Annotated in this window: 23 protein-coding genes; 11 read left to right on the top strand and 12 right to left on the bottom strand. The window is 63.6% G+C overall.

Annotation, left to right across the window (positions count from 1 at the left end):
• Positions 1-36: 36 nt before the first annotated feature.
• Positions 37-1,065 carry a DUF1338 domain-containing protein gene (locus tag F757_RS0122980; protein WP_027213442.1) on the bottom strand — a complete coding sequence of 343 codons (1,029 nt, stop codon included), beginning with the start codon at positions 1,063-1,065 and terminating at the stop codon, positions 37-39.
• A 153-nt stretch (positions 1,066-1,218) separates the two neighbouring features.
• Here F757_RS0122980 and F757_RS0122975 point away from each other — a divergent pair, with 153 nt between their 5' ends.
• The gene (locus tag F757_RS0122975; RefSeq protein WP_027213441.1) at positions 1,219-2,124 is read left to right on the top strand and encodes a LysR family transcriptional regulator; all 906 of its coding nucleotides are present in this window, start codon (positions 1,219-1,221) and stop codon (positions 2,122-2,124) included.
• A 106-nt stretch (positions 2,125-2,230) separates the two neighbouring features.
• Positions 2,231-2,956, top strand: a complete 726-nt coding sequence (locus tag F757_RS0122970) for a YrzE family protein (RefSeq protein WP_027213440.1) — start codon at positions 2,231-2,233, stop codon at positions 2,954-2,956.
• Positions 2,957-3,068: 112 nt separating this feature from the next.
• Here F757_RS0122970 and F757_RS0122965 read toward each other — a convergent pair whose 3' ends face one another.
• On the bottom strand, positions 3,069-4,028 hold the full coding sequence (locus tag F757_RS0122965; protein ID WP_027213439.1) for a LysR family transcriptional regulator: 960 nt from the start codon (positions 4,026-4,028) through the stop codon (positions 3,069-3,071).
• A 97-nt stretch (positions 4,029-4,125) separates the two neighbouring features.
• Here F757_RS0122965 and F757_RS0122960 point away from each other — a divergent pair, with 97 nt between their 5' ends.
• Positions 4,126-6,183, top strand: coding sequence for an oxidoreductase (locus F757_RS0122960; protein ID WP_084531002.1), 2,058 nt, complete (start codon positions 4,126-4,128; stop codon positions 6,181-6,183).
• Positions 6,184-6,366: 183 nt separating this feature from the next.
• Here the strand turns inward: F757_RS0122960 and F757_RS35890 are convergent, their stop codons facing one another.
• Positions 6,367-6,534, bottom strand: a complete 168-nt coding sequence (locus F757_RS35890) for a hypothetical protein (protein ID WP_013341931.1) — start codon at positions 6,532-6,534, stop codon at positions 6,367-6,369.
• Between the two features lie 50 nt (positions 6,535-6,584).
• On the bottom strand, positions 6,585-7,751 hold the full coding sequence (locus tag F757_RS0122950) for a DUF4382 domain-containing protein (protein WP_027213437.1): 1,167 nt from the start codon (positions 7,749-7,751) through the stop codon (positions 6,585-6,587).
• A 290-nt stretch (positions 7,752-8,041) separates the two neighbouring features.
• Between F757_RS0122950 and F757_RS0122945 the strand changes: the two genes are divergently transcribed.
• The 6 genes from F757_RS0122945 (at position 8,042) to F757_RS0122920 (ending at position 14,652) form a co-directional block, all read left to right on the top strand.
• Positions 8,042-8,290: a hypothetical protein gene (locus F757_RS0122945; RefSeq protein WP_027213436.1), complete on the top strand. Its 249-nt coding sequence runs from the start codon at positions 8,042-8,044 to the stop codon at positions 8,288-8,290.
• 142 nt (positions 8,291-8,432) lie between these two features.
• Positions 8,433-8,825 carry an RcnB family protein gene (locus tag F757_RS0122940; protein ID WP_027213435.1) on the top strand — a complete coding sequence of 131 codons (393 nt, stop codon included), beginning with the start codon at positions 8,433-8,435 and terminating at the stop codon, positions 8,823-8,825.
• A 473-nt stretch (positions 8,826-9,298) separates the two neighbouring features.
• Positions 9,299-11,617 (top strand): sigma-54-dependent transcriptional regulator, encoded by a 2,319-nt coding sequence (locus tag F757_RS0122935; RefSeq protein ID WP_027213434.1) that lies wholly within the window; start codon positions 9,299-9,301, stop codon positions 11,615-11,617.
• Positions 11,607-12,842 (top strand): DUF917 domain-containing protein, encoded by a 1,236-nt coding sequence (locus F757_RS0122930; RefSeq protein ID WP_027213433.1) that lies wholly within the window; start codon positions 11,607-11,609, stop codon positions 12,840-12,842. The genes F757_RS0122935 and F757_RS0122930 overlap by 11 nt, the downstream gene beginning before the upstream one ends.
• Positions 12,839-13,564, top strand: coding sequence for an aspartate/glutamate racemase family protein (locus tag F757_RS0122925; protein ID WP_027213432.1), 726 nt, complete (start codon positions 12,839-12,841; stop codon positions 13,562-13,564). The genes F757_RS0122930 and F757_RS0122925 overlap by 4 nt, the downstream gene beginning before the upstream one ends.
• 800 nt (positions 13,565-14,364) lie before the next feature.
• The gene (locus F757_RS0122920; RefSeq protein WP_232221446.1) at positions 14,365-14,652 is read left to right on the top strand and encodes a hypothetical protein; all 288 of its coding nucleotides are present in this window, start codon (positions 14,365-14,367) and stop codon (positions 14,650-14,652) included.
• A gap of 25 nt (positions 14,653-14,677) precedes the next feature.
• Here F757_RS0122920 and F757_RS0122915 read toward each other — a convergent pair whose 3' ends face one another.
• The 6 genes from F757_RS0122915 to F757_RS0122890 form a co-directional block, all read right to left on the bottom strand.
• Positions 14,678-15,886 carry an MFS transporter gene (locus tag F757_RS0122915; protein ID WP_027213430.1) on the bottom strand — a complete coding sequence of 403 codons (1,209 nt, stop codon included), beginning with the start codon at positions 15,884-15,886 and terminating at the stop codon, positions 14,678-14,680.
• Between the two features lie 169 nt (positions 15,887-16,055).
• Positions 16,056-16,454 (bottom strand): hypothetical protein, encoded by a 399-nt coding sequence (locus F757_RS0122910; protein WP_027213429.1) that lies wholly within the window; start codon positions 16,452-16,454, stop codon positions 16,056-16,058.
• Between the two features lie 82 nt (positions 16,455-16,536).
• Positions 16,537-17,814 carry an NAD(P)/FAD-dependent oxidoreductase gene (locus F757_RS0122905; protein ID WP_027213428.1) on the bottom strand — a complete coding sequence of 426 codons (1,278 nt, stop codon included), beginning with the start codon at positions 17,812-17,814 and terminating at the stop codon, positions 16,537-16,539.
• A gap of 101 nt (positions 17,815-17,915) precedes the next feature.
• On the bottom strand, positions 17,916-19,490 hold the full coding sequence (locus F757_RS0122900; protein ID WP_027213427.1) for an ABC transporter substrate-binding protein: 1,575 nt from the start codon (positions 19,488-19,490) through the stop codon (positions 17,916-17,918).
• 277 nt (positions 19,491-19,767) lie between these two features.
• Complete coding sequence (locus F757_RS0122895) at positions 19,768-21,837, bottom strand: TonB-dependent receptor (protein ID WP_051376845.1); 2,070 nt, start codon at positions 21,835-21,837, stop codon at positions 19,768-19,770.
• 304 nt (positions 21,838-22,141) lie between these two features.
• On the bottom strand, positions 22,142-22,792 hold the full coding sequence (locus F757_RS0122890) for an FMN-dependent NADH-azoreductase (protein WP_027213425.1): 651 nt from the start codon (positions 22,790-22,792) through the stop codon (positions 22,142-22,144).
• Positions 22,793-22,917: 125 nt separating this feature from the next.
• On the opposite strand from F757_RS0122890, the gene F757_RS0122885 reads away from it, so the two are divergent.
• Together F757_RS0122885 and F757_RS0122880 are read left to right on the top strand one after the other, a co-directional pair.
• Positions 22,918-23,805 (top strand): LysR substrate-binding domain-containing protein, encoded by an 888-nt coding sequence (locus tag F757_RS0122885; protein WP_027213424.1) that lies wholly within the window; start codon positions 22,918-22,920, stop codon positions 23,803-23,805.
• A gap of 150 nt (positions 23,806-23,955) precedes the next feature.
• Positions 23,956-24,279 carry a hypothetical protein gene (locus F757_RS0122880; RefSeq protein WP_027213423.1) on the top strand — a complete coding sequence of 108 codons (324 nt, stop codon included), beginning with the start codon at positions 23,956-23,958 and terminating at the stop codon, positions 24,277-24,279.
• Positions 24,280-24,288: 9 nt separating this feature from the next.
• Here the strand turns inward: F757_RS0122880 and F757_RS0122875 are convergent, their stop codons facing one another.
• Positions 24,289-24,720, bottom strand: coding sequence for a YeeE/YedE family protein (locus F757_RS0122875; RefSeq protein WP_027213422.1), 432 nt, complete (start codon positions 24,718-24,720; stop codon positions 24,289-24,291).
• 1 nt (position 24,721) lies between these two features.
• Positions 24,722-25,168 carry a YeeE/YedE family protein gene (locus tag F757_RS0122870; RefSeq protein ID WP_027213421.1) on the bottom strand — a complete coding sequence of 149 codons (447 nt, stop codon included), beginning with the start codon at positions 25,166-25,168 and terminating at the stop codon, positions 24,722-24,724.
• Positions 25,169-25,212: the final 44 nt, after the last annotated feature.

Below are 25,212 nucleotides of genomic sequence, written 5' to 3'. Positions count from 1 at the left end.
CGTCCTTTACCGCATTTTCCACCGGCTTTTCCACCTCTACTGCGCCGCGTTCGCGGTCATTTTGAAAATGCCCTGCGCGTTGCCGGCGTCGAAGCGCAAGTCGGTCACCCAGCTACGCGACGTCTGATCGAACGTGCGCTTGCGCGTAATGAACTCGTAGAACGAGCCGGGAACCTTGCGCGTGACCAGTTTGCCGCCAGCCGAGCGGAACTGGCGCTCGACGGTATCCGCGCGATACGCCGTCTGGAACACACGGCCGGAACGGGAACGCTCGACCTCCGGCTTCATTGGCCGGCCTTTGCTCTTCTCTTCGTCCGACAGCGTGAAGACATCTTCCACGCGGTCGGTCGCGTGATTGAACGCATTGCCCTCAGTGGAGATCCACGCCATTTCCGCTGATTCGCGCAACAGCACCTCGTAGTCCGCCTCGTCAGGCACATCGTGCTGACGCGCGAACGCGCCGACAATCACCGGCAGCAGCGCGTGCGCCGCGTCGACAGGCAGCGAGCCTTCGCGCTCCAGTTCCCAAAGCTGCGCGACCGCGAGCGGCGTCAGCGGATCTTTCGACGAACCGACCACGTTCGTCACAGCCTGCTGGAATTCGGCGGAAAAGCGCTCGGGATGCAGTTCGCTCACGAAGAACTGCGCGATTTCGTCGGGTGCATCTTCATGCGCGTAGGCGCGGCCAGTCATGCCCAGCTTGTCGAGCGGATAGCGCCCGTTCAGTCTGAAGCCCAGCGGACGCAGGATACGGGTAAACGCGGCCTCGCCGGGAGGTAGCGCGCCGTTGTGGTCCCAACGCACCGTGCGCAGCGCGCCGTGGTCGAAATAGACCGAGCCACCGTTTGCGATTGCCTCGCTCGTGTAGGCGCGTCCGTTCGGCGAACGCTCCAGCAGGTCCTCGAACAACGCCATGTTCATTGCCTGCGCGAGTTCGGCGCGCGTGACGGTGCCGTCTTCCCAGTCTGCCAGTGCCGTTGGGAACTTCAACGTCGTGAAAAGCGACTCCGTTTTTGCCGGACCCAGCAGCTTCAGTAGCAGGCGTTCAACGTTCGAATTGCGCATTTGCTTGTCTCTCGCGGCGCGGCGCCGCAATGGGAATGGGGGGTCATAGCGAGCCGTCATGGCGGCCCACCTTACGTAAACAGCATTATTCAAACGGTTGCGTGCCGCGTAAAGCGAGATTAAATTGTCACTTGATGACTTTCCGGAACAAACATGCGCAGGTTCAAGATTCCCAACATGAGCGCGCTGCTGGCCTTCGAAGCCGCCGCGCGGCACGAAAGCTTCACGCATGCCGCGAAAGAGCTGTTCCTCACCGAAAGCGCGATCTCGCGGCAAATCGCAACGCTCGAATCCAATCTCGGCGTGCGCCTTTTCGTTCGGTCGAAGCAGCGGGTCATGCTCACTCGCGCGGGGCGTCTGTACGGCACGCAGGTGCGCCGCGCGCTGGAAAATCTGGATCGCGACACGCTCTCCATCATTGCGCACGGCAGCGGCGGCGGTTACCTGGAGCTTGCGGTGCTGCCCACGTTTGCGTCGCAATGGTTGATTCCGCGCATGAAGGACTTCAACGACCGCAACCCGGACGTGCGCATCAACATGGGCATCCGCACGGACCTGTTCTCTTTTGAGGAGTCGCATTTCGAAGCCGCCATTCACTATGGCAAGCCGACGTGGCCGGGCACCTCGTCCGACTATCTGTTCGGCGAGGAAGTGGTGCCGGTGTGCTCGCCGTCGCTGGTTGCAAAGACGGTCCGCAAGCCGCAGGAACTGCTGAACTACCCGCTGCTTCACTCGACCACGCGGCCCGACGCCTGGTCGCGCTGGTTTGCAAATGTTGGCGTGGAAGACAGCGCCACGATGCACGGCGTGCGCTACGAATTGCACTCCATGCTGATCAGCGCGGCCGCCGCAGGGCTCGGCATTGCGCTAGTTCCCAAGTTTTTCGTCGACGAACAACTCCCGCAACTGGGTCTCGTGATTCCGTTCGCCGCCACCGCCGTCGAAGAATCCGCCTACTACCTGGTCTACCCGACCGAACTGAGTCACGGCAAGCCACTGGAACTGTTCAGGACATGGCTGCTGGAGCAAGCCGCCGCGTATAACGCGCGCCGCCGCTGACACACTGGCTCGCAGGCGGTTCACGGCATGGCGCTTGCGCAAGCGCAGAGGCCGGGCGACGTGCGCGGCAACAGGCGACCTGTTCCCCTCTCTTGCAGGAGACACCATGAAACTGCTCACCACACAAGACGGCCTGCCCCGGCTGTCATGGGGCCCGATTTTCGCGGGCGTGATTCTTTCGATGATCGTCTATCTGATCATGAGCGTGCTCGGCACGGCCATCGGCGCATCGCTGCTCGCGCCGATGTCCAAACCGGACCCGCTGCACGGCTTCGGCTTCGGCTCGGGCGTATGGGTGATCGTGACGACGGTGCTGGCGGTGTTCGTCGGTTCGTACTACGCAGGACGTTGCGCGCCCGTGCTCGGGTGGCTGCATGGCCTGCTCGCCTGGGCGGTGATGACGCTTTTCATCGTGTACGGGATGACCTCCGTCATCACGGGCGCGGTGAGCACGGCGGGCAGCGTCGCGGCCACTGGTGCGCAAGTGGGCGCGCAGGTCGGCGCCACGCCGGGCAACGCGGGTGGAACGAATTCGGTGGTCGATACGGCGAAGCAACAGATGCAGTCGGCGCTTGCGTCGGCGACTTTGATCGCGTCGAGCCCCGAAGCCGGACAGCAGGTGCGCGAAACCGCAGACGCCGCTGCGCGCGGCGTGGCGCGCGCAAGCTGGTTCTCGTTCGCGGCGCTGGTTGTCGGCGCGATCATCGCTATCGTGTCGGGCAATGCAGGCTTCCGGCATCAGCCGCCGGTTGAAGAAAGCGGCGGCTCGGGCATCGGCCGCACCGCGGTTCCCGGACACAACCGCGTTGTTTCGCCGCGAAGCAGAGCCTGAACGCGGCTGACCATGACACGGCAGGCGGCCCGCCCCGGGCCGCCTGCTGTTCGCTGCTGCGCGCTGGCCCTGGCCCGGCGCACGTAAGAGGTGAAGCGGCGCGGCGCCATGCTCAAACCGGCGCGCGAGTCTGCACATGCTCTGTCGAAGCGAGGATCGTTTCGACGTTCTCGAGCTCGACGCGCATTTCGTCGATAAGCCACTGCGCTACCTCGCGCGTCGCGCGCGACGGCTCACGGCTGCGGCACTCCAGCACATAGTTGCAGCCCGTCTCGACGATGCGTCGCGACGCCGGAACGACCGTACCGGCATTCAGCGGCGCGGCGACGGCCAGCAGCCAGCCGAGCATCACGCCATGCCCAAGCATGGCCGCCTGCAACGCAAGGCCCGCATCGGAATAGCTGACATGTTTCGCACCTGCGCCGTTCGCAAGTCCGGTCACGGCAAAATAGTCGGCCCAGGTATGCGTGGTCGGCTCGAGGTGGATCAGCGTGTGGCCGCGCGTGCCGTCAGCCGTTTGACGCAGGGCGTCGAGCGGACCGTGTTCGGCAAGATAGTCCGGACTGCATACGGCAATGATCACCTCGGGGCAAAAGAACAACGCGTCGTTCGCCGAACCAGGCTTGTGCAGGCGAATGCCGAGATCGGCGCCGTCGAGGGGACCGTAGAGCCTGGTCGCCATGACTTGCAGACGTAGATTCACTGCCGGAAACGCGGCCTGAAAGCGCGGATGACGCGGCAGCAGCCACTGCGCGGCAAAGCCGCTGGACACCGAGAGCGTGACGGTCTCGTTCTCCTGCTGCCGGCTTTTGAGTTCGTGGATGGTGTCGCTCACGAGGCCGAAACCCGAGGCCACTGCCTGTTGCAGCTTTGCGCCCTCGTCGGTGAGAGCAAGCCCTGTCTTCGTGCGTGCGAAGAGCTTGAAGCCGAGTGCGTCTTCGAGGCGCGCCACCATGCGGCTAACCGCCACCGGCGTGACATTCAGTTCGTGCGCCGCGCGCGTGAGGCTCAGGTGTCGCGCGGCCGCCTCGAAAACGTGCAGCGCCTGAAGCGACGGAAGTCGAAGTGCCATCGGCTAACACCATGTAATTCGCGTTGACGAAGATGTAAATTGACGCGCTTCGAGAGCAACCTTAGCGTTGTCGGCAGACCCTTCAGAGAGTGCCGACATGACCTTGCCCACCGCGGACCATACGCGCCCCGCCGCTTCTTCCGACCCGCTGCTGCAACCGCTGACCATCAGGCACCTCGTGCTGAAAAACCGCGTCATGAGCACGAGTCACGCGAGCCGTCTCATCGAAGGCGAATTCCCGCAGGAAGTCTACCAACGCTATCACGAGGAAAAGGCGCGCGGGGGCATTGGCCTCACGATGTTCGGCGGATCGTCGAATGTGAGCATAGACAGTCCCAACACGTTCCAGCAGATCAACATGGGCGTCGACGAAGTCGTGCCACATCTGCGGCGCTTTTCCGAACGCGTGCATGCGCACGGCGCGGCGCTGATGTGTCAGATCACGCATTTGGGCCGGCGCGGCGATCCGTACGCCGAACCGTGGTTGCCGATGCTCGCGCCCTCGGCGCGCCGCGAGACGCTGCATCGCGCGATCCCGCAAGCGATGGGTACGCATGACATCGCGCGCATTGTCAGTGACTTCGCACGCGCCGCGAAACGCTGCATGCAAGGCGGACTGGACGGCCTGGAGACGCACGCCGGCGGCCATCTGATCGGGCAGTTTCTCGATCCGAGCGTCAACCTGCGCAGCGACCGCTACGGCGGTTCGGCCGCGAACCGCTGCCGTTTTGCGCTCGAGGTTCACGAGGCCATCCGCAAGGAGGTCGGCAGCGAGTATCCCGTCGGCCTGCGCTTCGCACTCGAAGACGGCTGCAGCTTCGAGGAGAGTCTGGAAATGGCGCGCATTCTCGAGCAAAGCGGCCTTTTCGACTTCTTCAACGTGGTCTATGGACGTATGGACACGAAGATGTCGCTCATCGTCAACAGCATGCCGGGCATGTTCATGCCGTCGGCGCCGTGGCTTTCGAAAGCGGCCGCGTTCAGGCGCGCTGTGCGGCTACCGGTCTTTCATGCCGCGAAGATCGCCGATCTCGCCACCGCACGCTATGCGATCCGCGAGGGCCTCATCGACATGGTCGGCATGACGCGCGCGCATATCGCGGAGCCGCATCTTGTGCGGCTCATTGAGGAAGGACGCGAAGAAGCCGCGCGCCCGTGCGTAGGCGGCTTGCATTGCCGCAATGCGAAGGCCACCTGCATCCACAATCCGGCGACCGCGCGCGAAACCTATCTGCCGCACGCCATCGTGCCGAGCGCGACGCCGCGCAAGGTGCTGATTGTCGGCGCAGGTCCGGCGGGGCTGGAAGCGGCGCGCGTTTGTGCGAGCCGCGGCCATCGCGTGACGCTGCTCGAAGCGGCCGATCGCGCCGGGGGACAACTCGTGCTCGCCGCGTCGGGAAGCTGGCGCAAGGATCTGATCGGGATTGTGGACTGGCGTGTCGGAGAACTGGAGCGCCTGGGCGTCGAAGTCCGCTACAACCACTACGCGGAACTCGACGACGTGCTCGAAGCGCAACCCGACGTGACGATCGTGGCCACCGGCGGCATCCCCGATCTCGACGGACTGGCGGGCGGCGAATGGTGCCGCCCGGTGACCGACGCGCTCGCGGCCATGCCGCCACGAGCGGGGCGCGTGCTCGTCTATGACGGCACCGGGCGCCATAACGCGTATCTGTGCGCCGAGCGCTACGTGTCGGCGGGACTCGAGGTGCGCCTCGCCGTGCTCGACGCGCTGCCCGCGCAGGAAACCGGCGGCAAAGGCGACGACCTCGTGTGGATGCGCAACCTCGAGAAGTGGCAGGTGCCGGTGCGCGCACACGTCGAACTGATCGAGGTACAGCGCGGCGACACGGGCATGTTGCGCGCGATCTTCAGACACCAGCTAACTGGCGAACTCGTGCAGATGGAGGCGGAGCATGTCGTGGTCGAACGCGGGACGATTGCCGTCGACGATCTCTTTGAGGCGGCGCGCGCGCATTCGGTGAACGACGGTCAGATGGACCTGACGGCCTTCGCGCGCGGTGCGGCTCAGCCGGGCTTACAGACCGGGAATGGCGGCGGGCAGTTTCATCTCTACCGGATCGGCGACGCCGTGGCCTCGCGCGACATTCACACGGCAATCTACGACGCCTATCGGCTGTGTGTGGCGGTGTAGGCTAAACCTTGGTGCGTGGCTCGCGGGCTGTATGTGGACACGAGACAGGAACGCCGGCACGCTTGCGACGGGCAGCGAGACCGCGCGGTGCTTAAAGCCCGACAGCCACATGCCGAGGCGATGCGGGAGCGCCGCACAGGCGCGCCCACGATGCCAACGAGCATGTGATCAGCGGGGTGACGCTCAGCAGTTGCCTTTCTTCGCCTGTCCTGGCGGGCAGAAGCCGTTGCCCGGACCGCCTTGCGGATGGCCTTGCGGCACCACGACCACACCCGGCGCATCAGGCACATACAGCGCGCAGCCGCTCAACAGCACGGCACCCGTAGCAAGCAGACAGAAGATCTTTTTCATGAGGTTCCCCGAGGAAGGGCTTGCGCCCTTCCGTCATCATCTAATGGTGGTTAGAAACTGAAGTTGACGTTGGCTTGATCGGTAGTCAAGACATTGACTGCCGACTGCTGGGTCGCACCGGTCACGCTGGTTGCCTGCGCCGTGTACTGGCCCGCCACGCCGGCCACAGGAGCGAGCGAGACCGGCAGCGTACCCGAATACGTACCGACGACGGGCGCGGCGGCCGGCAGGTTCAGCGCATAGGCGCCGGTATCCAGATTGGCGTTCGCGCTGGTGATTTCGTAGTTGACGCCGCTCACCGACTGCAACGCCCGCACGATAGCCTGCGCGCTCACGGGCAGAACCGTGCCGCTTGCAACGTGCATGGTGGACGCCGGCAGCGTGATCGGCGCAGCCGAGGTCGACACCACGGTCGATGCGTTCACAACGACCGGCACGGAACGCACAACGCCCGTCGCCACGTTGTTCTGCACGATGACAATGTCATAGTTGCCGCTCGTCGAGCTCTGCTCGAGCGGTGTCAGCACGAACTGTCCGCTGCTGTCCGCCACGGTGCCCTTGATGATGCGGCCGTTCTGCTCGGCATACACCGCGGCCCCCGCTTCCGCAGGCGCGACATAGCCCGAGATCGTGCCGCTCACCACCGTGGGCGTCGCCGTCACGACCGGCTTCAGACTGTACGAGCCGTTGCCTTTCTGCACGATGGACTTGCAGGCGTCGAAGTCGAGCACGAGATCGACCAGGGTATTCGCCTGCACGGTGAACGGCCGGATGATCTTGTAGCCGCTTTGCGTGGCGCTCGGCGTGTCGAGGCCCTGCTCGCTGCCGCCTGTCGGAACAACGGAGTTCGCCAGCGTGTTGCCCTGGTTTTGCGCGAGCACGAGGCGAATTTGCTGATACTGGCCGGCGGGCAGGGCCGTTTGCCCGAGGTCCGCAAGCACGCCGTTGGTCAGCGAAAGCAGGTCGATTCGTTGCGGTGTCGCCAATGTGACGTCGCGCCAGCCGCTGTCGCCGTCGCCGGCTTGCGCGTTCATGTTCACGCGCACCTTGTTCACCGTGACATAGACATGGTCGAAACCGCACGCGGGAGCGTCGGTCATCTGGACTCGCAGCGTGCCGGTGGGGGTACTGCCGCCGTCGCCACCGCCGCCTCCGCAAGCCGTTAGCGCGAGTGGAATTGCGAGTACGCACGTGAGCGCTTTAAACAGGGTTTTCATGGGGAATCCCTCCATCATCATTGTTGTGGCCTGAAGCATATGGAAATTCCCTGTAAGGAGATCGTGCAATTTGCAACGAGTGGTAACCCCGTTGGATTTGACATTCTTTGTCATATCAGGAGAGACTGGCACTCGCCAATTGCATATCATGCTTCACAAAGGTGCTAACGCTGGCCGCCAATCCTTTAGCAGCGCGGCGCATACCCGGCCCAATTGGTTATTTGCCGCATTTGGACTAAGGTTTAGTTGCTCTTGGTTACACAACAAGAACGAACGTTGCGAGGTGGGACATGCTCACACTGATCGACCTGGAGATCGCGCATCTTGCGCGGGTCATGCGCGCGTCAATGACGGGGGACCTCGCGGGGCCCATCCTGCCGGGCGCGTACTGGCGCGAGCGGCTTCATCAACTGCTCGATTCGCAGCACTTGACCAATGCGCAATTGAGTTCTATCGACGTGCTTCTGCTGCAACTGGACGAACTGGAAGCCCAGGCGGCAAATAGCAGAGCTCACGGCGTTGCAATCGGCACCAGCTAATGGGCTGCAATACGGCACAATAAGGAGCGGAAATCCTCAAGCGCATATTTCGGGGCGTGTGGCATCGTGCAATTGCGGTTGCCAACGTCGTCGGTTTTGCGCTTTCTTAACCTTGAGCCACCAGTTTCAGAGGAGATGGCTAATGAGCAAATCCCGCATATTTCTGGCATCGACCATTGCTGCGAGTCTTCTCGTATCGTCGCTCGCACTTGCTCAGCCGCCGCAAGGCAACCCAGGGCATGGCGGAGGCCATGGGCAGGGACCGAATAAAGGCAAGGGACCGAATGGTCACGGGCACCAGCAGACGCCACCTGGACACGGTCCCGATGGCCCGGGCAACTCGGCAAACGCGCCGGGACATTGGCGCAAGGGCGACCGCCTGCCTCCGGAATACCGCGACCGTCAATACGTAATCGACGACTGGCGTGCCTATCGGCTCGCTCCGCCGCCGCGCGGTTACTCGTGGGTCGGCATCGGCGGCGACTATCTGATGGTGCAGTTGTCCTCCGGCTTGATCTTGCGAGTCGGGCAGTAAAGCGGCGACACGAAGGCGGCCGCCGCGTGCGGCCGCCTGAGCTGTTGCGCGCTTCTTCTTTTGGCGGATCGGCACGGCTCCTTCGCTGCATCCTCCATCCTGTCGCTGCCGCTGCTTCCTCGCTCCCTCAATTCACCGCGGCTGCTACCTGATCTCAGCCCGCTCCCCCGCCACACCGCTAAAGAATCACGCAGACGCCGCCGTTATATCCGTAATGCATAGCAAGCGGGTTGCGGCGGGCTTGTGCGGCCGCGCGCGCCTGGCCAATGACACGCGCCACGCAAGCGGCGCAAGGATTAATTTCCAAAGACAACATCTGCAGCAAGCCGTCATACTCTGTCTCTCTTAGGGCGGAACATTCCTACAGCAGACTAGGAAGTTCCGCCAGACACCTGATCGATGCATGACCGCCGTCGCCAGACGGCCACTTCCGCGTTGCGCCGCACGCGGATCATGTGGAGCGTACTCGCTAAATGAGTTATACCCCTGTCGTTCCGTTCGCCCAGGAGAAGACCGAATCCGGCTCCTTCGTGGGCGGCGCCCCGGCGTTTCGGCAACTGGTCCGGATGATCGATCGCGTCGCGCCCACCGATCATCCACTGCTGATTTTCGGGCCGACCGGCTCAGGCAAAGAACTGGTGGCGCGCCGCGTACACGCGCACAGTCAGCGCCAGGATCAACCTTTCGTCGATGTCAATTGCGGCGCGATTCCCGAGCATCTCGTCGAAGCTGAACTATTCGGGCACGTCAAAGGCGCGTTCACCGGCGCCGCCGAAAATCGTCAGGGCCTTTTTCAGCAGGTCGGCAAGGGCACGCTGCTGCTCGATGAAATCGGCGAGTTGCCGCTCGCGCTGCAACCCAAGCTGCTGCGCGTATTGGAGACGCGCACGTTTCGCCCGCTCGGCTCGTCGACCAGCCTGCACTTTGCCGGACGAGTCGTGGCCGCGACGCACCGCGACCTGCGCGAGCTCGCCCGCGAGGGACTTTTTCGCGAGGACCTGTTCTATCGCCTCGCGGTATTCGTGCTCGCGGTGCCTGGACTCGAACAGCGCGTCGAAGACATTCCCGCGCTCGTCAACCACTTCGCGTCACAGCACGCGCGCCGCCTCGAGTTTTCACCGGCGGCGCTGCGGCGTCTTGCGCAACATCCATGGCCGGGGCACATCAGGCAATTGCGCAATCTCGTCAGCCAGTTGAGCGTGCTTTCAGAAAGTGCACACATCGACGTGGATACGCTCGAGCCGTTCCTCGCTAACGAGGCAAGCGGACCGGTATCACGCGCGAGCCTGGCGGACATGCTGTTGCAACTGGAAGGCCGCGACAAGCTAAGCGCCGCCGAAGATCTGCTGATCGACCGCGCGCTGGAGCGCACGAGCGGCAACAAAAGCGCAGCGGCCGCGCTGCTCGGCGTGGGCCGCAAGACCATCGAACGGCGCCTGAAGTCGCGTGAGGAACATCATCGGGAGGCGCGCAAGTGCCTCGAACATGCGCGGGCGTTGATCGAGGAATCGAATTTCGCCGAAGCCATTCCGCCGCTGCGTCGCTGTCTGGACGTGCTACAAACGCCGAACGAACAGGAAGCCGTGCGCCGCCTGCAGTTCGACGCCTATCGCCTGCTCGGCATGAGCTTGCGCAGCGTGCACGGCTGGCTGTATGCGGAGGCCACCGCGTGCTATGCCGCAGCGCTCGCCATCGGCGAAGGCGTTTGTGCCCCCGCGGAAATTGCTGCGATCCAGTTCGGCATCTGGACCACGCAATTGACTACGCTGCAACTGAAGCAGGCACGCGCGACCGCGCAGAATATGCTGGAGCGCGCGCAGAACGGCGGCGATCGGGTATCGCTCGACGAAGCTCACGTGGCGATGACTAACACGCTGTTCTGGCTTGGCGACAGCGAGGAAGCGCTTGCCTGTCTCGCGCGCGGCAATCTGCTCGGCGTGGGAGTCAACGACATTCGCACCGGCTCGCAAGGCATCGACCTCGCGAGTCTCGCACTCACTTTCGAAGGACTCGCCGCGTATCAGATCGGCGCCTTCGCCCAGGCGCGCCGCGCGATGGAGATGCTGATTCTTCGCGCGTCGGAACCAGGCGTGCACGCGCTCGCTCACGTCGTCAATCTGCAAGGCGCGGCGTGGCTCGCCGCGCTCTTCGATGACTTCGACCGGCTCGGCCGCCTCGCAAGCGAACTGGAATCGGTGTCCATTGCATATGGCTTTGCGTTCTATCGCGGCGTAGGCCAGGTGTTGCGGGCCTGTCATCTCAGCGCGCTGGGTCAAACCGACGAAGCCGAAACTGTCATGCTCGACGGCTACGATAACCATGTCGTGTGCAATGGCGGCGCGCTGTTCTATTCGTTCAAGACGTGGCATCACGGGGAACTGCTGCTGCGTGCCGGACGCGCCAGGGAATGCGAAGCAATGCTGGCCACCGCCATCGACGAAACACTGGCCCGCCAGGAACGCGTCTACCTGGGCAAGCTGCTCGTCACGCGGGCACGCGCGCAGTGGGCGCTCGGCGACGTGAACGCGGCGGAACTGGGCTTGCGCACGGCCCTGTCGACCGCGCTCGCGTTCGGCTCCGTGCCCGCGCGCGTGGATGCCGCGCGTTATCTCGGGGACCTCTTGCGCTCCACGGGCCGCGTCTCGGAAGCGATCGAGACACTCGAGCGCGGCTTGCGTTCGCTGCCGGTGGATGCAACGCCGCGCGTGGCAGGCACGGCAAAACTGCTGACTGAACTCCAGCAACAGACTTCTTTCGACAACTACACTCAAGGAATCGTAAATGGCATTTGACCTACGCCCGGAAGATCTGGAACCGCTGTTACTGGGCGCGGCCTTTTTCGGCAGCGGCGGGGGCGGCACGATTGAGTCCGCCCGGCATCTCGCCGCACATTTCGTGGCCGGCGACTACTACCCGACCGATACGGTAAAAGTGGTCTCCGTCGAAGAAGCCACCGAAGGCGCGGCCGTCATGGTCGCGTATCTCGGCGCGCCCGAAGCGATCAATTCGGCGACCTATCCGCTCGGTCCCGTGACAGCCGTGCAGAACGTGCAGGCGCGGCTCGCCTCGCAATCGAAGAAGCTCGCCTATGTGATGCCGCCGGAAAGCGGCGCGCTCGGCTTCACGGTGGCAGCGCTGGTCGCGGCCAAGCTCGGCCTCGCGGTGATTGACGCCGACGGCGCCGGCCGCGCCGTGCCCTCGTTGCCGATGCTCACGTTCGCCGCCGCCGAAATCGACCCGCGGCCCGCGTTTCTCGTGAGCCAGGGCGGTTTGTGCGTCGAACTGGACGTGACGCCGCGCACCGGCAACTTTGGCGCCCCGACTCATCAGCGCGACGTGTCGGCGATTGTCGAACAGATGATGCGCCCGGTCGTCGCCGACCCCGAGTTCGGCCAGTTCGGCGGACTCGCAATGTGGGTCATGCAACCGGCCGATATTGGCCGCGCGACGCCGATTCGCGGCACGCTCACGCGCGCGCTCGACCTCGGCCGCGCGTTGCAGGCAGGCGCCATCGGCAGCGCCCGGCAGATGGCGGACTATCTGGTCGAGCGTTGCGGGCTAGCGGCGCGAGTGGTGTCGGAGCCAGGCGAACTGGTGTCGGCGGAAGTGGATACGAGCGGCGGCTTCGACGTCGGCAAGATCCGGATCGAGGCGCAGCAGCATAGCTACACGGTGATGTACCAGAACGAGTCGCTGCTTGTATGGGACAGCACGTGTCCACAGCCGATCGTGCTCGCGCCCGACAGCGTTGCTTATTACGTCGGCGGCGAAGGCCAGTCTGTCTTCAGCAATGGCGACCTCGTGAACTCCGACGGCTCGCTGAACCCCGCAGTCGGCAAGCGCCCGGTGACGCTTATTGCCTGGCGCGCTGACGCGCAACTGCGCAAGCCCGGCCTGATTCTGGACAGCTTCATGCAACTGCTCAACTCGCTCAACTATCTCGGCCCCTATGTGCCGCTCGAGTCGCTGCAGTCGCTGCAGTCACGACAATCCGCCCACAAGGGAGACGCATCTTGAACTCGCCGATTCGCGTCTGCGTGCTCGTGCCTGTCGCCACGTCGCAGTACAACGAACGCATCCTGAAAGCCATTGCGCCCGTCGTGCCGCCGGACGTGCAGGTGGAGATCCGCAACATCGCCACGGGACACCCCGACATCGAGAACCGCACGAACTGGCTGCAAAACGGCATGCCGGTGGTCGAGCTCGCCCAGGCCATTGCCAACGACGGCTTCGACGGCATCTGGCTAACCGACTTCGATATGTGCGGCGTTGAAGCCGCGCGCGAAGTGATCGACATTCCGATCATCGGCGGTTTTCCGGCTTCGGCGTTCACGGCGCTCGCGCTCAGCCAGCGTTTCTCGATCGTCACGATCCTGCCGAGCACGCTCGCCATGCAGCGCGGCCATCCGCAGACGTACGGCATTCAGGACACGTTCGCGTCGATTCGCGCAATCAATTGCCCGGTCGCGCAGCTCGACGACATGGACGTCGTGATCATCCGCACGTTCGACGCCGCGCTGAAGGCGATCAGGGAAGACGGCGCGCAATCCATTCTGCTCGGCTGTACGGGTTTCGTGGACGTCGCTAGCCGTGTCTCCCGAATGCTCAGCGACGAGATGGGCAGCTATGTTCCGGTGATCGATCCGAACCAGGCCGGCTTCAGCTTTCTCGTGTCACTCGTGCGCATGCAGGTGCGCCCGAGCCGGCTGACGTACAGCAAGGTCAGCCTGCAGTCGTAGGTGTTCCGGTCGGGCCGTTCCGGGTACTTCCGGGGCGGCCCGGTCCCTCCCGGTTCCCCCCGGTTCCTCCCGGTTCCCCCCCGTCTTTCCCGGTTATTCCGGTTCGTCCGGCCCGGCGCCCGCTCGCCGCGCCGGACTCTCAGCCTCGGGACCGTTCGTGTCCTGCTGCTTCCTCTCCCAACGCGTTCGCCTGTCTCGTCCCATTCGGACGAAAGCGCCCCTCTACGCGCGCCGCATCGCCGCATGGACGAAAACGTCCACTTTTAGCACCCAACCTGGACGAGATTGACCACCAGCGCATAACCCGACAACCCTTTTCGCTCGCGCAGACGCCATCTCAACATATGGCACGGCCCTTGCTCTTACGACCGCTCGCAGCGTTGAGTCCGACCGCTGTGACGGAATTTGTCCGAAACACCGGGAGCCGGGAGACCAAACAGGAATCGTGTGCCGCACTGTGTTCGAGCTTCGGCGTCTGGACCGGTCGACGCCGCTTATCGAACGCTCGCCATTCATGATCGCGAGGAGTCGATTAGTTATACGAACAAGTGTGGAGCACCGACCATACAGCCGACAGCGCGTCGTCGGCATAAGACTTAGAGAGGGCTGTGCTATAGCAGTGACAGTGCTGAAACGTTGCAAGAGAACGCTTCCACAGAGAAGCGGCTTGCGATGCAACGCACTGAATAGCGGAAAATCCTTTGGCTATGTACCAGACGATCCGCTGCGGGGTTGGTCTGGCCGCCGTTGCATGCCCTCGGGGGGCGGCAATGGCGGCTCGTCCTTTGTAGTGAGCGCACATGAACAAGCTGCAGGACCAGTTCTACGCGGCGTCAGATTGTCAGCGACGCCGCGGGCAGGCCAGACTGGCTACTCACGGGGGTTCAATCATGCATCACCACATACTGGAGAACGAGCTCGTTCACCTGGAGCGCGTGATCTCATCAGTGTCGCAAAAGCCTTTTCCGCCAACCTATTGGCGCGAGCGGGTCGAAAACCTCAAAACCTCGCCGCAGGCGCCCATGTATCACCAGCGCATTGCCCGCCTGTCGCGACTCGTCGCTGAACTCGCCGAGCTCACCGAATAACGCGGCCCAGGCTCGCGGTGCCATGTCAGCGTGGCGCCACGCGCGTGTCACGCGCCTTGCCGGCCACCAGCAGCACGATGGTGGCGATGCAGAACACCGCGCCGGCATGAAACGCGGTGGCAGCGCCCAGCCGGTCCCACAACTCACCGGCAATCACGCTCGAAAACAGAGTAACGATCCCGCTCAGCAAGTTGAAAAAGCCAAACGCGGTGCCGCGAAGCTGCGCCGGCGCGGTGTGCGAAACCATGGTGGCGAGCAGCCCTTGGGTCATGCCCATATGCAAGCCCCACAACGCGACGCCGAGCAGCACGCTGCCCCAGTGATTGCCATGTGCGAGCACGAGGTCCGCGGCGATCAGCACGACAAGGCCCGCAATCAGCAGCCTCGTATGACTCATCGTGTCGGCGAGCTTGCCGAACGGATAGGCCGACAGCGAATACACGATATTCATCGCCACCATCACAAGCGGAACCCATGCCAGGGGCACGCCGCTGCCCATCGCCCGCAACACGAGGAATGCTTCGCTGAAGCGCGCGAGTGCAAACACGCCGCCAATGGCGACAACCCACCAGTAGTTCGCGCCGAGCTTCTTCAGGTTCTCCAAGCGGATCGGATTGACGCGCTTCGCGCCGGGCGCGCGCGCCGGCTCGTGAATGCCGATGCTCAACAGCGCGACGGCCAGCACGCCTGGTATGACGGCGAGCCAGAATGCCAGCCGGAAGTTGTCCGCCCACGCCGACATGATGAGAACCGCGCACAGCGGCCCTAACACCGCGCCGATGGTATCGAGCGACTGCCGCAACCCGAACGCGGCGCCTCGCAGGTGAACCGGCGTTACGTCCGCCACCAGCGCATCGCGCGGCGCGCCGCGAATTCCCTTGCCGACGCGGTCGATCACGCGCGCGGCCACGACGACGCCGACCGTCGGCGCAATCGCGAACAGTGGCTTGCTCAACGCGCCCAATGCATAGCCTGTCACCGCGAGCCACTTCCGGTTGCCGAGATAATCGCTGAGCGCGCCGGAGAACACCTTTACGATGGGCGCCGTTGCTTCGGCAATGCCTTCTATCAGGCCGATGGTCGCGGCGCTCGCGCCCAGGCTCACCATCAGGAACATCGGCAGAAGACTATGGATGATCTCCGAGGAGACGTCCATCAGCAGACTCACGCACCCTAGCACCCAGACGCTGCGCGGAATGCTTTCGAGCACGCTGATTCGGGATCGAACTCGCATCTGTGTGTTCCGTGTGCGAAAGGGTCGGGAATCGAACCGGCACAGTCCGAACCAGCGGCCAGACCAGCAGGCCCGAACGACTCAGGCGAAAGTCAGGCGAAAGTCAGGCGAGTGTCAGACCAAACGCAGGCGAAACCCCGGCAAGACCCAGCCAAGACCCAGGCACGAATCACTCCTGGCACTGCACGTCCTTTCTCGGCACCGCGATCAGCACAGGATACGTGCCGTGGTCGAGCTCGACGCGCGCCACCACGGCAGTCAGCGAACTGTCGATCTGATCGTACACGCTCACCTGTTCGCGCCGCAGCGTCGTGATGCCGGTACATGCGGACGCACGCCCCTCGTCGGAAATCCGGCACTGGATCGGATTGTCGGCCAGGTAACGATACTGGTCGCGCGGGGGCGTTGCCAGGTATTCCCGCACGCTCTGTTCGGACCCACCCACGCCGGTCACTTTTCCGATCGCGCATTGCAGTGCGCCGGTATCGCCGTTAGGGGATGTTTGAGCGTTAGCGGCGGCACTCGCCGCGACGGCTGCGGCAAGGGTCAATGCAAGGTGGTATCTCATCGCGCAGGTCACGTTTGTCGGACTGAAGTGGGCAATTGTAAAGGCAGCTTGCCCGACCGGCTCGCCAATGCGCCGCGTCGCGTCAGTGGAGAATGTCCTGCATGCGATAGTAGGCGCCGACGAGCGGCAGCATCCAGCGGCGCGCGGCATGCGCGGGCACGGGCGGCCAGGGCAGCGCACGCCACGGATTGGCCTCGGCGCGCCCCTCCATGACGTCTGCCATTACACGTCCCATATGGGTGGACATCTGCACGCCATGTCCGCTGTAACCCATGGAATAGTAGAGCCCGTCATGCTGTCCGGCGCGCGGAAGGCGGTCCACCGTCATGTCGACAAGACCGCCCCAGCAATAGTCGATTCGCGTGGCGCCCAGCTCCGGAAAGTACCTGGCGAGGTTGGCCTGCAGCACCTGGCCGCTTTTTGCATCCGAGCGCGGATCGGACATCGCGAATCGTGCTCGCCCGCCCCAAAGCAGCCGGTTGTCCGGCGTCACGCGAAAGTAGTTGCCGATATTCAACGACGTCACATAGTTGCGACGATGCGGAAAAAGCGCGTCGAGCCGGGCTGGCGAAAGCGGCTCCGTGACCACGATGAAACTGCCGACAGGTGCCATTCGTTGCTGAAACCACTGCAGCGGCCCTTGCCGCGATGGTCCGGTTGCCACCAGCACCTTGTCGGCCCGAATCACACCGCGCGCCGATGTGATCTCGTAGCGGCCGCCGTCCATGCGCTTCATCCGCGTCACGGCGGCGTTCTCGAAGATGCGCGCGCCGTGACGCACCGCGCTTTGCGCGAGGCCCACGCCGAACTTGCCCATATGCATCTGCGCCCCGTTACGCTGCAACAGGCCGCCGTGAAACGCATTGGAGCCCACTTCGCTGCGCGTGCGGGCCGGCTCGATCAGTTCGATATCCTGATCGACTTCGCGATGCAGTACTTCATAGGTCCGCGCAAACTTGTCGAAGTGCTTCGGCTTTGCCGCGAGTTTGAGCTTGCCGCAACGCACGAAATCGCAGTCGATCCGGTGCTGCGTCACGATCGATTCGACCGTCTGCACCGCGCTCTCATACGCGCGATAAAACCCCCGAGCCTGCTCGAGTCCCACGCTTGCAGCAAGCGCTGCGAAGTCTTGCGCGACGCCGGTATTGCACTGCCCGCCGTTTCTTCCCGATGCCTCGCCGGCAATCCGGCCGGCCTCGAGCAGTGTGACCGACACCCGGCGGCTGGCGAGTTCCAGCGCGGCCGACAGGCCGGTAAAGCCGCCCCCGATCACCACCACATCGCTGTGCCCTTCAACAGGCCCTTGCGCACCGTCCCTGAATTCGGGAGCCGTGTCCAGCCAGTACGAATCTAGCTTCATTGTCTTTGCGGTTGAATGCCACCAACACGAAGACCGGCCACCCCGCGAGGTCTTCGCGAAGAGCCGGTCAGCGGAACGCCCGACACGATAAAACGCTTATGTCAGGCGGACCACCATGCGTACTCGGCAAACGAAAAGCCCATCATCCCGCCGGTGGGAATCGAGCCGAGGCCTTTCAGGCGCTTGTCGTTGGCATCCAGAAGACTGATGAACGCGGGTATGCCGATGCCGCTCTCGTCTGCAACCAGCGCCTGCATGTCGGCGTACATCTGCTTGCGCTTCGCGTCGTCGGTCTCGGCGCGCGCGTTGACGAGCAACTGATCGAACTTCGGGTCCTTCCACGCGGACTCGTTCCATGGCGCGTCGGATTTGAAAAACTGCGTGAACAGTACATCAGCGCTCGGGCGCGGATTGATGTTGCCAAAGCCGAGCGGATGCTTCATCCAGTGATTCGACCAATAGCCGTCGGCCGGCACGCGATTGACGGTCAGATTCACACCGATCTTCGAGGCCGTCTGCTGGATCAACTGTGCCATGTCGATGGAGCCGTTCGCGTCGGTGGTCGCGTAGATCGGCGGCAATGCGGCAGTGCCGACCGCGCCTGCCTTCTGCAGGTAGAACTTCGCCTTGTCGAGGTCGAACTTGCGCTGCGGCAGCGAAGCATTGAAATACCGATGCCCTGGCGGAATCGGCTGATCGTTGCCGATCACCGCGTAGCCGAGGAATACCGCCGAACGGATCTGTTCGCGGTCGAACAGGTACTTCATACCCTTCACGAAATCGGGGTTGCCCGTCAGCGTATTGTCACGGCGCATGATCAGGTCCGTGTACAGGCCCGACTTCGTTTCCTTGACCTCGTAACCCGGCGTCGCGGCGATGCGCCGTGTGGCACGCGGATCGACGGAGTTGATCAGATGCACATCCCCCGCGAGCAGTGCGCTCACCCGCGCGGCGTTGTCGCTGATGCCGATGAGCTCGATCTGGTCGAGGTACGGCTGCCCCGGCTTCCAGTAGTTGTCGTTGCGCACGCCGACAGTACCCGCGCCCGGCCTGAAACTCTTCAGCTTGTACGGCCCCGTACCGATTGCGGAGTTGAAGTTGGTCGTGCCGTCCTTGACAATGACCAGTTGCGGCGTGGCGAGAATCACCGGCAGATCGGCGTTCGGCACTTGCAGCGTAAGCGTCACTTCGTTCGGCCCGCTTGCCGTCACACTCGCGAACTGATCGGCAAGCGTCTTCACGCGCGAGGCGGTTTGCGGATTCTTGTGACGCATCAGCGAATAGACCACGTCCGCCGGCACAAGCGGCTTACCGTCGTGAAAGGTCACGCCGCGGCGCAGCTTGATGACCCACGTTTTTGCATCCGTGCTGGACACCGATTCGGCGATGTTCATGCGCGGCGTGAGGCTCTCGTCGAGTTGCGTGAGGCCGCTGTAAAACATGAAGAAGCGGATATAGTCGCCGCCCGTCGAACCGGCTGCGGGATCGAGCGTATCCGATACCGAACTCGCGTCGCACGCGACCCGGATGCTGCCGCCCATTCTGGGCGCCTCGGCGGCGAGCGCGCCCGGCCCGGCCGTGAGCAGCCCTCCACCGGCGACCATCATGCCGGTCCCCGCCAGCATGCGCATCATGTCGCGGCGGCTGATGCCGCGGTTAATCGTATCGTCGTTCACGTCAATTGGCTCCGCAGATGTTTAGTGATCTAGGCAACGTTCCGTACGCGGCGGGAGAATTTCCCAAGTCTCGTTAGCAGCATCGTATGTCGGCATGGTCTGCAAAAAGCGCCGACAAAAAAAGGCCGACGGCATAAACAAACTGTTCTTGTGCCGCTAACGCGTCGATTTGTATGGTCGTCGTCCGGGAGCTGTGGAGCGTGCCTGTTGCGGGCTGTGCGAGGCGGCCGCCGAGGCTCCGCCTTCGTGTCATGACAGATGCGACTATGGCTGCGTGTCAGAACCGCGTGCGCAAGCCCACCATCACGCTTCGGCCACCTTCGGGTGCGATGTCCCGCACCACCGAACTCGCATAGCGGATGTCCTGGTTGGTCAGGTTATCGCCGCGTAGATAGGCTAGCCAGTTGGTCGCGCCAACGCGGAACTTGTAGGTGAGAAGCAAGCCGAGCCTGGTATAACTGGCCGTCGGCAGATCGTTCTCGGGTACGCGGTGCTGACCCCACGCGTGTTGCAGTTCGGCGCGCGCACCGAATGGACCATAGCCGTAGTCGAGAGCCACTGTGGCGCGCAGCGGCGAAATGCGCGGCAGCGGCTGGTCGTTGTCCATGTTGCGCGCATGCGTGTAGTCGCCAGTGAACTCCACGTCCACCTGGTGCGGGCCTTTCTGAAAAACGCGCCACTTGCCGTCCAGTTCGACACCGTAGAACTCCGCACGCACGCCGCGATACACGGCTTCGTTCAACGCATCGTCAGTACCGGGCGCGACGACCTGATCGGAGTCGTCCACGAGCCGCCCTGTGTTGAACTCGGTCAGATAATTTTTGAAGCGGCTGTAAAACACGCCGACACTGCCCTTGTTGGGGCCGCTCGCGAACCGCAGCGACAGATCGGTCGACACGGCCTTTTCTTTCTGCGCATCCGGATCGCCGACCAGGAACTGGCCGGTCGCGTCGTGAGGACCGTTGGCATACAACTCGTACAGCGCGGGCGCACGTTCCGTGTAACCGACGTTGCCCGCCACGGACCACAGCGGCGTCAACTTGTAGAGCGCACCGAGCGATGCGCTCACCGCGTTGAAGTCGCGGTCGCGCGCGCTCGCGAACTTGTCGTTGCCGGCCGCCGTCGGCTGCTGTTTGACGTGCTCGTAGCGAAGGCCTGCGCTCAGCTTGAACGCATCCGTCACGTTCCACTCTTCGAGGCCGAACAGCGCGACGTTCGTGGTTTGCGTGGTCGGCACGAGTGTCTCATCGCCCAAAGCGGAGAAAGTGTTCTGGCTGAGCTGAACACCGAGCGCGCCCTCGAACGGACCCATCTTGCGATGGCGCGCCTCGATGCGTGCCTCGTATCCATGATTGCGGAACGTCGTGCTGGTCTCGCCGTTGTCGATTTCCTTGTGCTCGTAGTCCGTATAGCCGAAGTCGAATTTGAGTTGCGAAAACGGTCCGCGCAGGTTGCGCACTTCCGATGCAAACGCTACGTGGTCCTGGTGCATGCGCAGCCGCACGTCGTCCTCGGCGACCGAGCCGTAGTTCGCTTCGTAGCCGTTGTACGACAGGCCCGCATAACCGTCGGCCCATGTGTAGGCGCCGCCGAGCGCACCGCCATGCCAGCGGCCGTCGCTGTTCGGCAGGCTGCCGTAGGCCTCGTCCGCGTTGGGACCGTCGAGCGCGCGCTGGCGGTCCGAATGCGCAAAGCCGGGAATGCGCTCCTTGCTCGTTTCGCGGTCGAATGCGTCGACGTGAAAGGCGAACTGCCCGTTGCCGCCTTCCACCTGCGCCGCGCCGGCGCGCGCGTCGTTCGCGCCGCCATAGCTCGCATCGACGCCGCCGGTCAGCCCCTTGATCGGCTCGCGCGGAATCCGGTTGTCGATCGTGTTCACCACGCCGCCGATTGCATTGCCGCCGTACAGCAGCGCGGCCGGTCCGCGCACGATCTCGACGCGCTCCACAGTGAGCGACTCTTGCGGAACTGCGTGATCGTAAGACAACGACGACGCGTCCCACGCAGCCACGCCGTTTTGCAGCAGGCGGATGCGGTCGCCGTCCATGCCGCGAATGATGGGCCGCCCCACCATCGGACCATAAGTCGTGGTCGACACGCCGGGCAGACCGTTTAGCGTCTCGCCGAGCGAGTTGGTCTGACGGCGCGTGAGCGCGTCGCCGTACAACGCGGTCGCGGGAGCGATCAGGTCGCTATCGCCCAACGGATTCGCGGTGACGAACACCGGAGCAAGAGAGCCTGCTGGCGTCTGGGCCGCATTCTGCGCCGGAGCCGGGTTAGAGGACTGCGCATGGGCCAATGCGGCGACCAGCGCGAGAGAAAGCGGCGACAGCCGAAGCGCACGCATGCTTGTGCGTCGAATGCGTCGAGAGTTTTTGTTCACGGTCATTTTGGGATTCGCTTGCACACCGGGACCGCCATTAACGCAACGTTATAACGTTGCATTTCGTAGGCAGACTATTCCGGGCCGACATTGAGCGATGGGACGTGCGGCGCAACAGCGGGCGACTCGTCCTGCTCAAAGCGATCGAATGATATAACGTAACATTTGTTACGTAAACTGACAGCGAACAAACCATGCACAGCAAACCGCTCCAAAGCAGACAAGCGTCACCAGCCGCGGCGACGCTCCAGCCCTTGCACGGCGTGACTTACTTCGCAGCACAAACAGCGCTCGACCTTGCGAGAGCCACGGCCTGCTCGCACGCAGCCTGGCGCGCCGCGCGATCGACCTCCGCTCCCAGCAGCGTCTTCTCGACGATGATCGATTCGACATCCGTCACGCCGACCGAGCGCAGCCACGCCTCCATGAACGGCCGCTGATAATCGAACGAATGCGCGGGTGTGATCGAGTCGATTGAATAATCGAGACCGCGCGCGTAGATCACCACGGCGTTCTTGCCGCGCAGCAGGCCGGTGAGCCCTCGCTCGTCGAACGAGAAGAGCACGTTTCGCTGCGATACGACGTCGATGAAATGCTTGAGCTTGTACGGAATCGAGAAATTCCACAGCGGCACGGAAAACAGCAGCGTGTCGGCGTCGTGCAAGCGCTGCGCGAGCTGGCGGATCCGGGACCACGCCTGCTGCTGTCCTTCGGTAAGGGCCGCGCCGCTCAGGTCGGCGTACTTGGCCTCGAGCGTGTCGCCGTCGAATTCCGGCAATTCGGTCGACCACAAATCCAGTACGTCGATGCGAGGATCGGGATGCACTTCCCAATAGGTGTCCAGATAAACGTGCGCCACTTCGAGGGACGCGGACCGCGTCTTACGCGGTGACGATTCGACATGCAGCAGGGTCGGCATGAGATTGCTCCACACGGGTTGGGGTGCAGCAATCACAACATATTTCAAAGAGAAATTTAAACGAAGTATAGTGGACCGATTCAGTCGCAATCGCACTGAATCGGTCCACCCGAGGAGAGCATGCCGTGTTCGATACCGTCCTGTTGCGCTCGTTTGTGGCGGTCGTGAAGGAAGGCGGCTTCACGCATGCCGCCGCGCGTCTGAATCTGACGCAATCCGCGGTGAGCGCGCACGTGCGGCGCCTGGAAAACCAGATCGGCCGCGAACTGCTGGCGCGCACCACGCGCTCGGTCGCGCTCACTGCGGACGGCGAGTTGCTGCTTGGCTACGCGCGCGCGATTCTTGCGCTCAATCAGGATGCGCAGGCGCAACTGTCGCGCGAGCCCAGCCACGGCGAGGTTCGCGTCGGCCTGTCCGAAGACCTTTCCAATGTGCGGCTGATGAACGTGATGCAGGCGTTTGCCGTGCGCTATCCGCGCATCGCTTTCAGTGTGCGCGTAGGCATTCCCGCCGATCTGCTGGTCGCAATGGACCAGGGTGAGCTCGACGTGGTGATCGGCGGCCGCTGCGACGGTGGTCGTGCCGGGCAGGTGCTGTGGCGCGAGCCTCCGGTGTGGGTGGGTGCGGAATGGTCGTCGCTTGCGCGGGGCGTGCCCGTACCGCTCGCGCTGTTCCCCGAACCGTGCCCGTATCGCGAAGCCGCGCTCGCCGCCCTCGCGCGTGGCGGCGTGGACTACCGGATCGCGCTCGTGGGCTCGAGCGTCGCCGGTTTGCGGGCTGCGGCGCAAGCCGGCTTCGCGGTCACGCCGATGGTCCATACGCAACTTGTGAACGGCTTGCGCGTGATGCCGCCCGATGAAGGTCTGCCTGCGCTTCCGGATGTCGAGTTCACGATGTTCGCTGTGGGCGGCCCCTCGCCCCGCATCGCCGATGAACTGGGCAGCGCGATCGTGCAGGCGTTCGCGCACAAGGCCGATGCGGCAGATGCACGACCGGCCCGGGCAACCCAGTAACCGGGTAACACCCATACCAGCATAAACGCCTGGCTGGTTGCGCGAGTGGACAGTGCTTACGATTGGAGCCTGTCATGGTCGATCGCACTACCCGACTACCCGACCACCCGTCCTCGACCATCAACCCTCCACCACCGCCCTGAGCCAATCATGAAGCGCTTTCACATTGCACTGGCTGTTGCGAATCTCGACGAATCCATTGCCGACTACAGCCGGCGCCTCGGACAACCGCCGTCCGCCATCGTGCCGGGCAAGTACGCGATGTGGCGCACGGATCTGCTCAACTTTTCGATTAACGAAACACCGGCGCAGGCGGGCCAGTTGCGCCATGTCGGATTCGAAGACGATAGCGCTGCGGCGTATTCGAGCAGCGTCGATGTCAACGGTCTCGAGTGGGAGCTTTTTTCCGCCGCGGAACAGGACGCGCGAATCGTCAGCACCTATGGCAATGCGGTGCGTTCCACGCCGCTGTAGACATTACCGTCATGCGTGCTGGCGGCGCGGCTTCGCGCGCTCGACGAGTTCGAACGCCGCCATGCCGCCCAACATCGCGGCGACAAACACCCAGGCTTTTGGACAACCCGCGCCCAATGCGACGAGAGCAGGGCCCGGACAAAACCCGGCCAGCCCCCAGCCGATGCCGAACAGCGCGCTGCCCACAATCAGCCTCGGGCTCACGGCGGAACTCGCGGGGATTTGCATGGGCAGGCCGAGCAGCGATTTAGTACGGCGTCTGGCCAGCCAGAACGCGACCACGCCGACGGCCAACGCGCCGCCCATGACAAAAGCGAGCGACGGGTCCCACTTTCCGGCGAGATCGAGAAAGCCGAGCACTTTCGCCGGATTGGCCATACCCGAGATCATCAGGCCGACACCGAACAGTAGCCCGGAAAGCAACGCAGTCAGCTTCGCCACGTCAGCCTCCCAGCACATGTCGATATACGAAGACCGTCAGGAAGCCGGCCACCATGAAGGTGGCCGTGGCGACCACCGAACGCAGAGAGCCGCGCGAAATTCCGCAGACGCCATGTCCGCTCGTGCAACCGCCCGCATAGCGCGTGCCGAGGCCGACGAGAAAGCCGGCCACGAGCAACTGGCCCCAGCCGGCGCCGATGTCCAGCACGACCGATTCACCCAGCAAATGCGCAAGCACAGGCGCCGCAACGAGCCCCGCCAGAAACGCGACACGCCACCCGGTGTCGCTGCGCTGTGAACCGAACAACGCGCTCACCAGACCACCCAGAATGCCGCTAATGCCGGCAATTCGCCCGTTGAACAGGACGAGCACCGCGACGGCGGTCCCGATCGCGAGGCCGCCGGTCAGCGACCAGCCGGGCGTGAAATTAGCGATATCGATCGACACGTGGCCTCCATTTTTTCTGCGATTTTGCCACTGTAGCCGACGCA

The organism is Burkholderia sp. WSM2232, from assembly GCF_000472545.1.
Taxonomy (GTDB): domain Bacteria; phylum Pseudomonadota; class Gammaproteobacteria; order Burkholderiales; family Burkholderiaceae; genus Paraburkholderia.
The sequence above is the reverse complement of the archived record's forward strand: the minus strand, read 5'-3'. Positions and strand labels throughout refer to the sequence as shown.

Bases quoted from the DNA above. Each gene is read 5' to 3' on its own strand.
- F757_RS0122980 (WP_027213442.1), bottom strand. From the start codon at position 1,065: ATGCGCAATTCGAACGTTGAACGCCTGCTACTGAAGCTGCTGGGTCCG.
- F757_RS0122975 (WP_027213441.1), top strand. From the start codon at position 1,219: ATGCGCAGGTTCAAGATTCCCAACATGAGCGCGCTGCTGGCCTTCGAA.
- F757_RS0122970 (WP_027213440.1), top strand. From the start codon at position 2,231: ATGAAACTGCTCACCACACAAGACGGCCTGCCCCGGCTGTCATGGGGC.
- F757_RS0122965 (WP_027213439.1), bottom strand. From the start codon at position 4,028: ATGGCACTTCGACTTCCGTCGCTTCAGGCGCTGCACGTTTTCGAGGCG.
- F757_RS0122960 (WP_084531002.1), top strand. From the start codon at position 4,126: ATGACCTTGCCCACCGCGGACCATACGCGCCCCGCCGCTTCTTCCGAC.
- F757_RS35890 (WP_013341931.1), bottom strand. From the start codon at position 6,534: ATGAAAAAGATCTTCTGTCTGCTTGCTACGGGTGCCGTGCTGTTGAGC.
- F757_RS0122950 (WP_027213437.1), bottom strand. From the start codon at position 7,751: ATGAAAACCCTGTTTAAAGCGCTCACGTGCGTACTCGCAATTCCACTC.
- F757_RS0122945 (WP_027213436.1), top strand. From the start codon at position 8,042: ATGCTCACACTGATCGACCTGGAGATCGCGCATCTTGCGCGGGTCATG.
- F757_RS0122940 (WP_027213435.1), top strand. From the start codon at position 8,433: ATGAGCAAATCCCGCATATTTCTGGCATCGACCATTGCTGCGAGTCTT.
- F757_RS0122935 (WP_027213434.1), top strand. From the start codon at position 9,299: ATGAGTTATACCCCTGTCGTTCCGTTCGCCCAGGAGAAGACCGAATCC.
- F757_RS0122930 (WP_027213433.1), top strand. From the start codon at position 11,607: ATGGCATTTGACCTACGCCCGGAAGATCTGGAACCGCTGTTACTGGGC.
- F757_RS0122920 (WP_232221446.1), top strand. From the start codon at position 14,365: ATGAACAAGCTGCAGGACCAGTTCTACGCGGCGTCAGATTGTCAGCGA.
- F757_RS0122915 (WP_027213430.1), bottom strand. From the start codon at position 15,886: ATGCGAGTTCGATCCCGAATCAGCGTGCTCGAAAGCATTCCGCGCAGC.
- F757_RS0122910 (WP_027213429.1), bottom strand. From the start codon at position 16,454: ATGAGATACCACCTTGCATTGACCCTTGCCGCAGCCGTCGCGGCGAGT.
- F757_RS0122905 (WP_027213428.1), bottom strand. From the start codon at position 17,814: ATGAAGCTAGATTCGTACTGGCTGGACACGGCTCCCGAATTCAGGGAC.
- F757_RS0122895 (WP_051376845.1), bottom strand. From the start codon at position 21,837: ATGCGTGCGCTTCGGCTGTCGCCGCTTTCTCTCGCGCTGGTCGCCGCA.
- F757_RS0122890 (WP_027213425.1), bottom strand. From the start codon at position 22,792: ATGCCGACCCTGCTGCATGTCGAATCGTCACCGCGTAAGACGCGGTCC.
- F757_RS0122880 (WP_027213423.1), top strand. From the start codon at position 23,956: ATGAAGCGCTTTCACATTGCACTGGCTGTTGCGAATCTCGACGAATCC.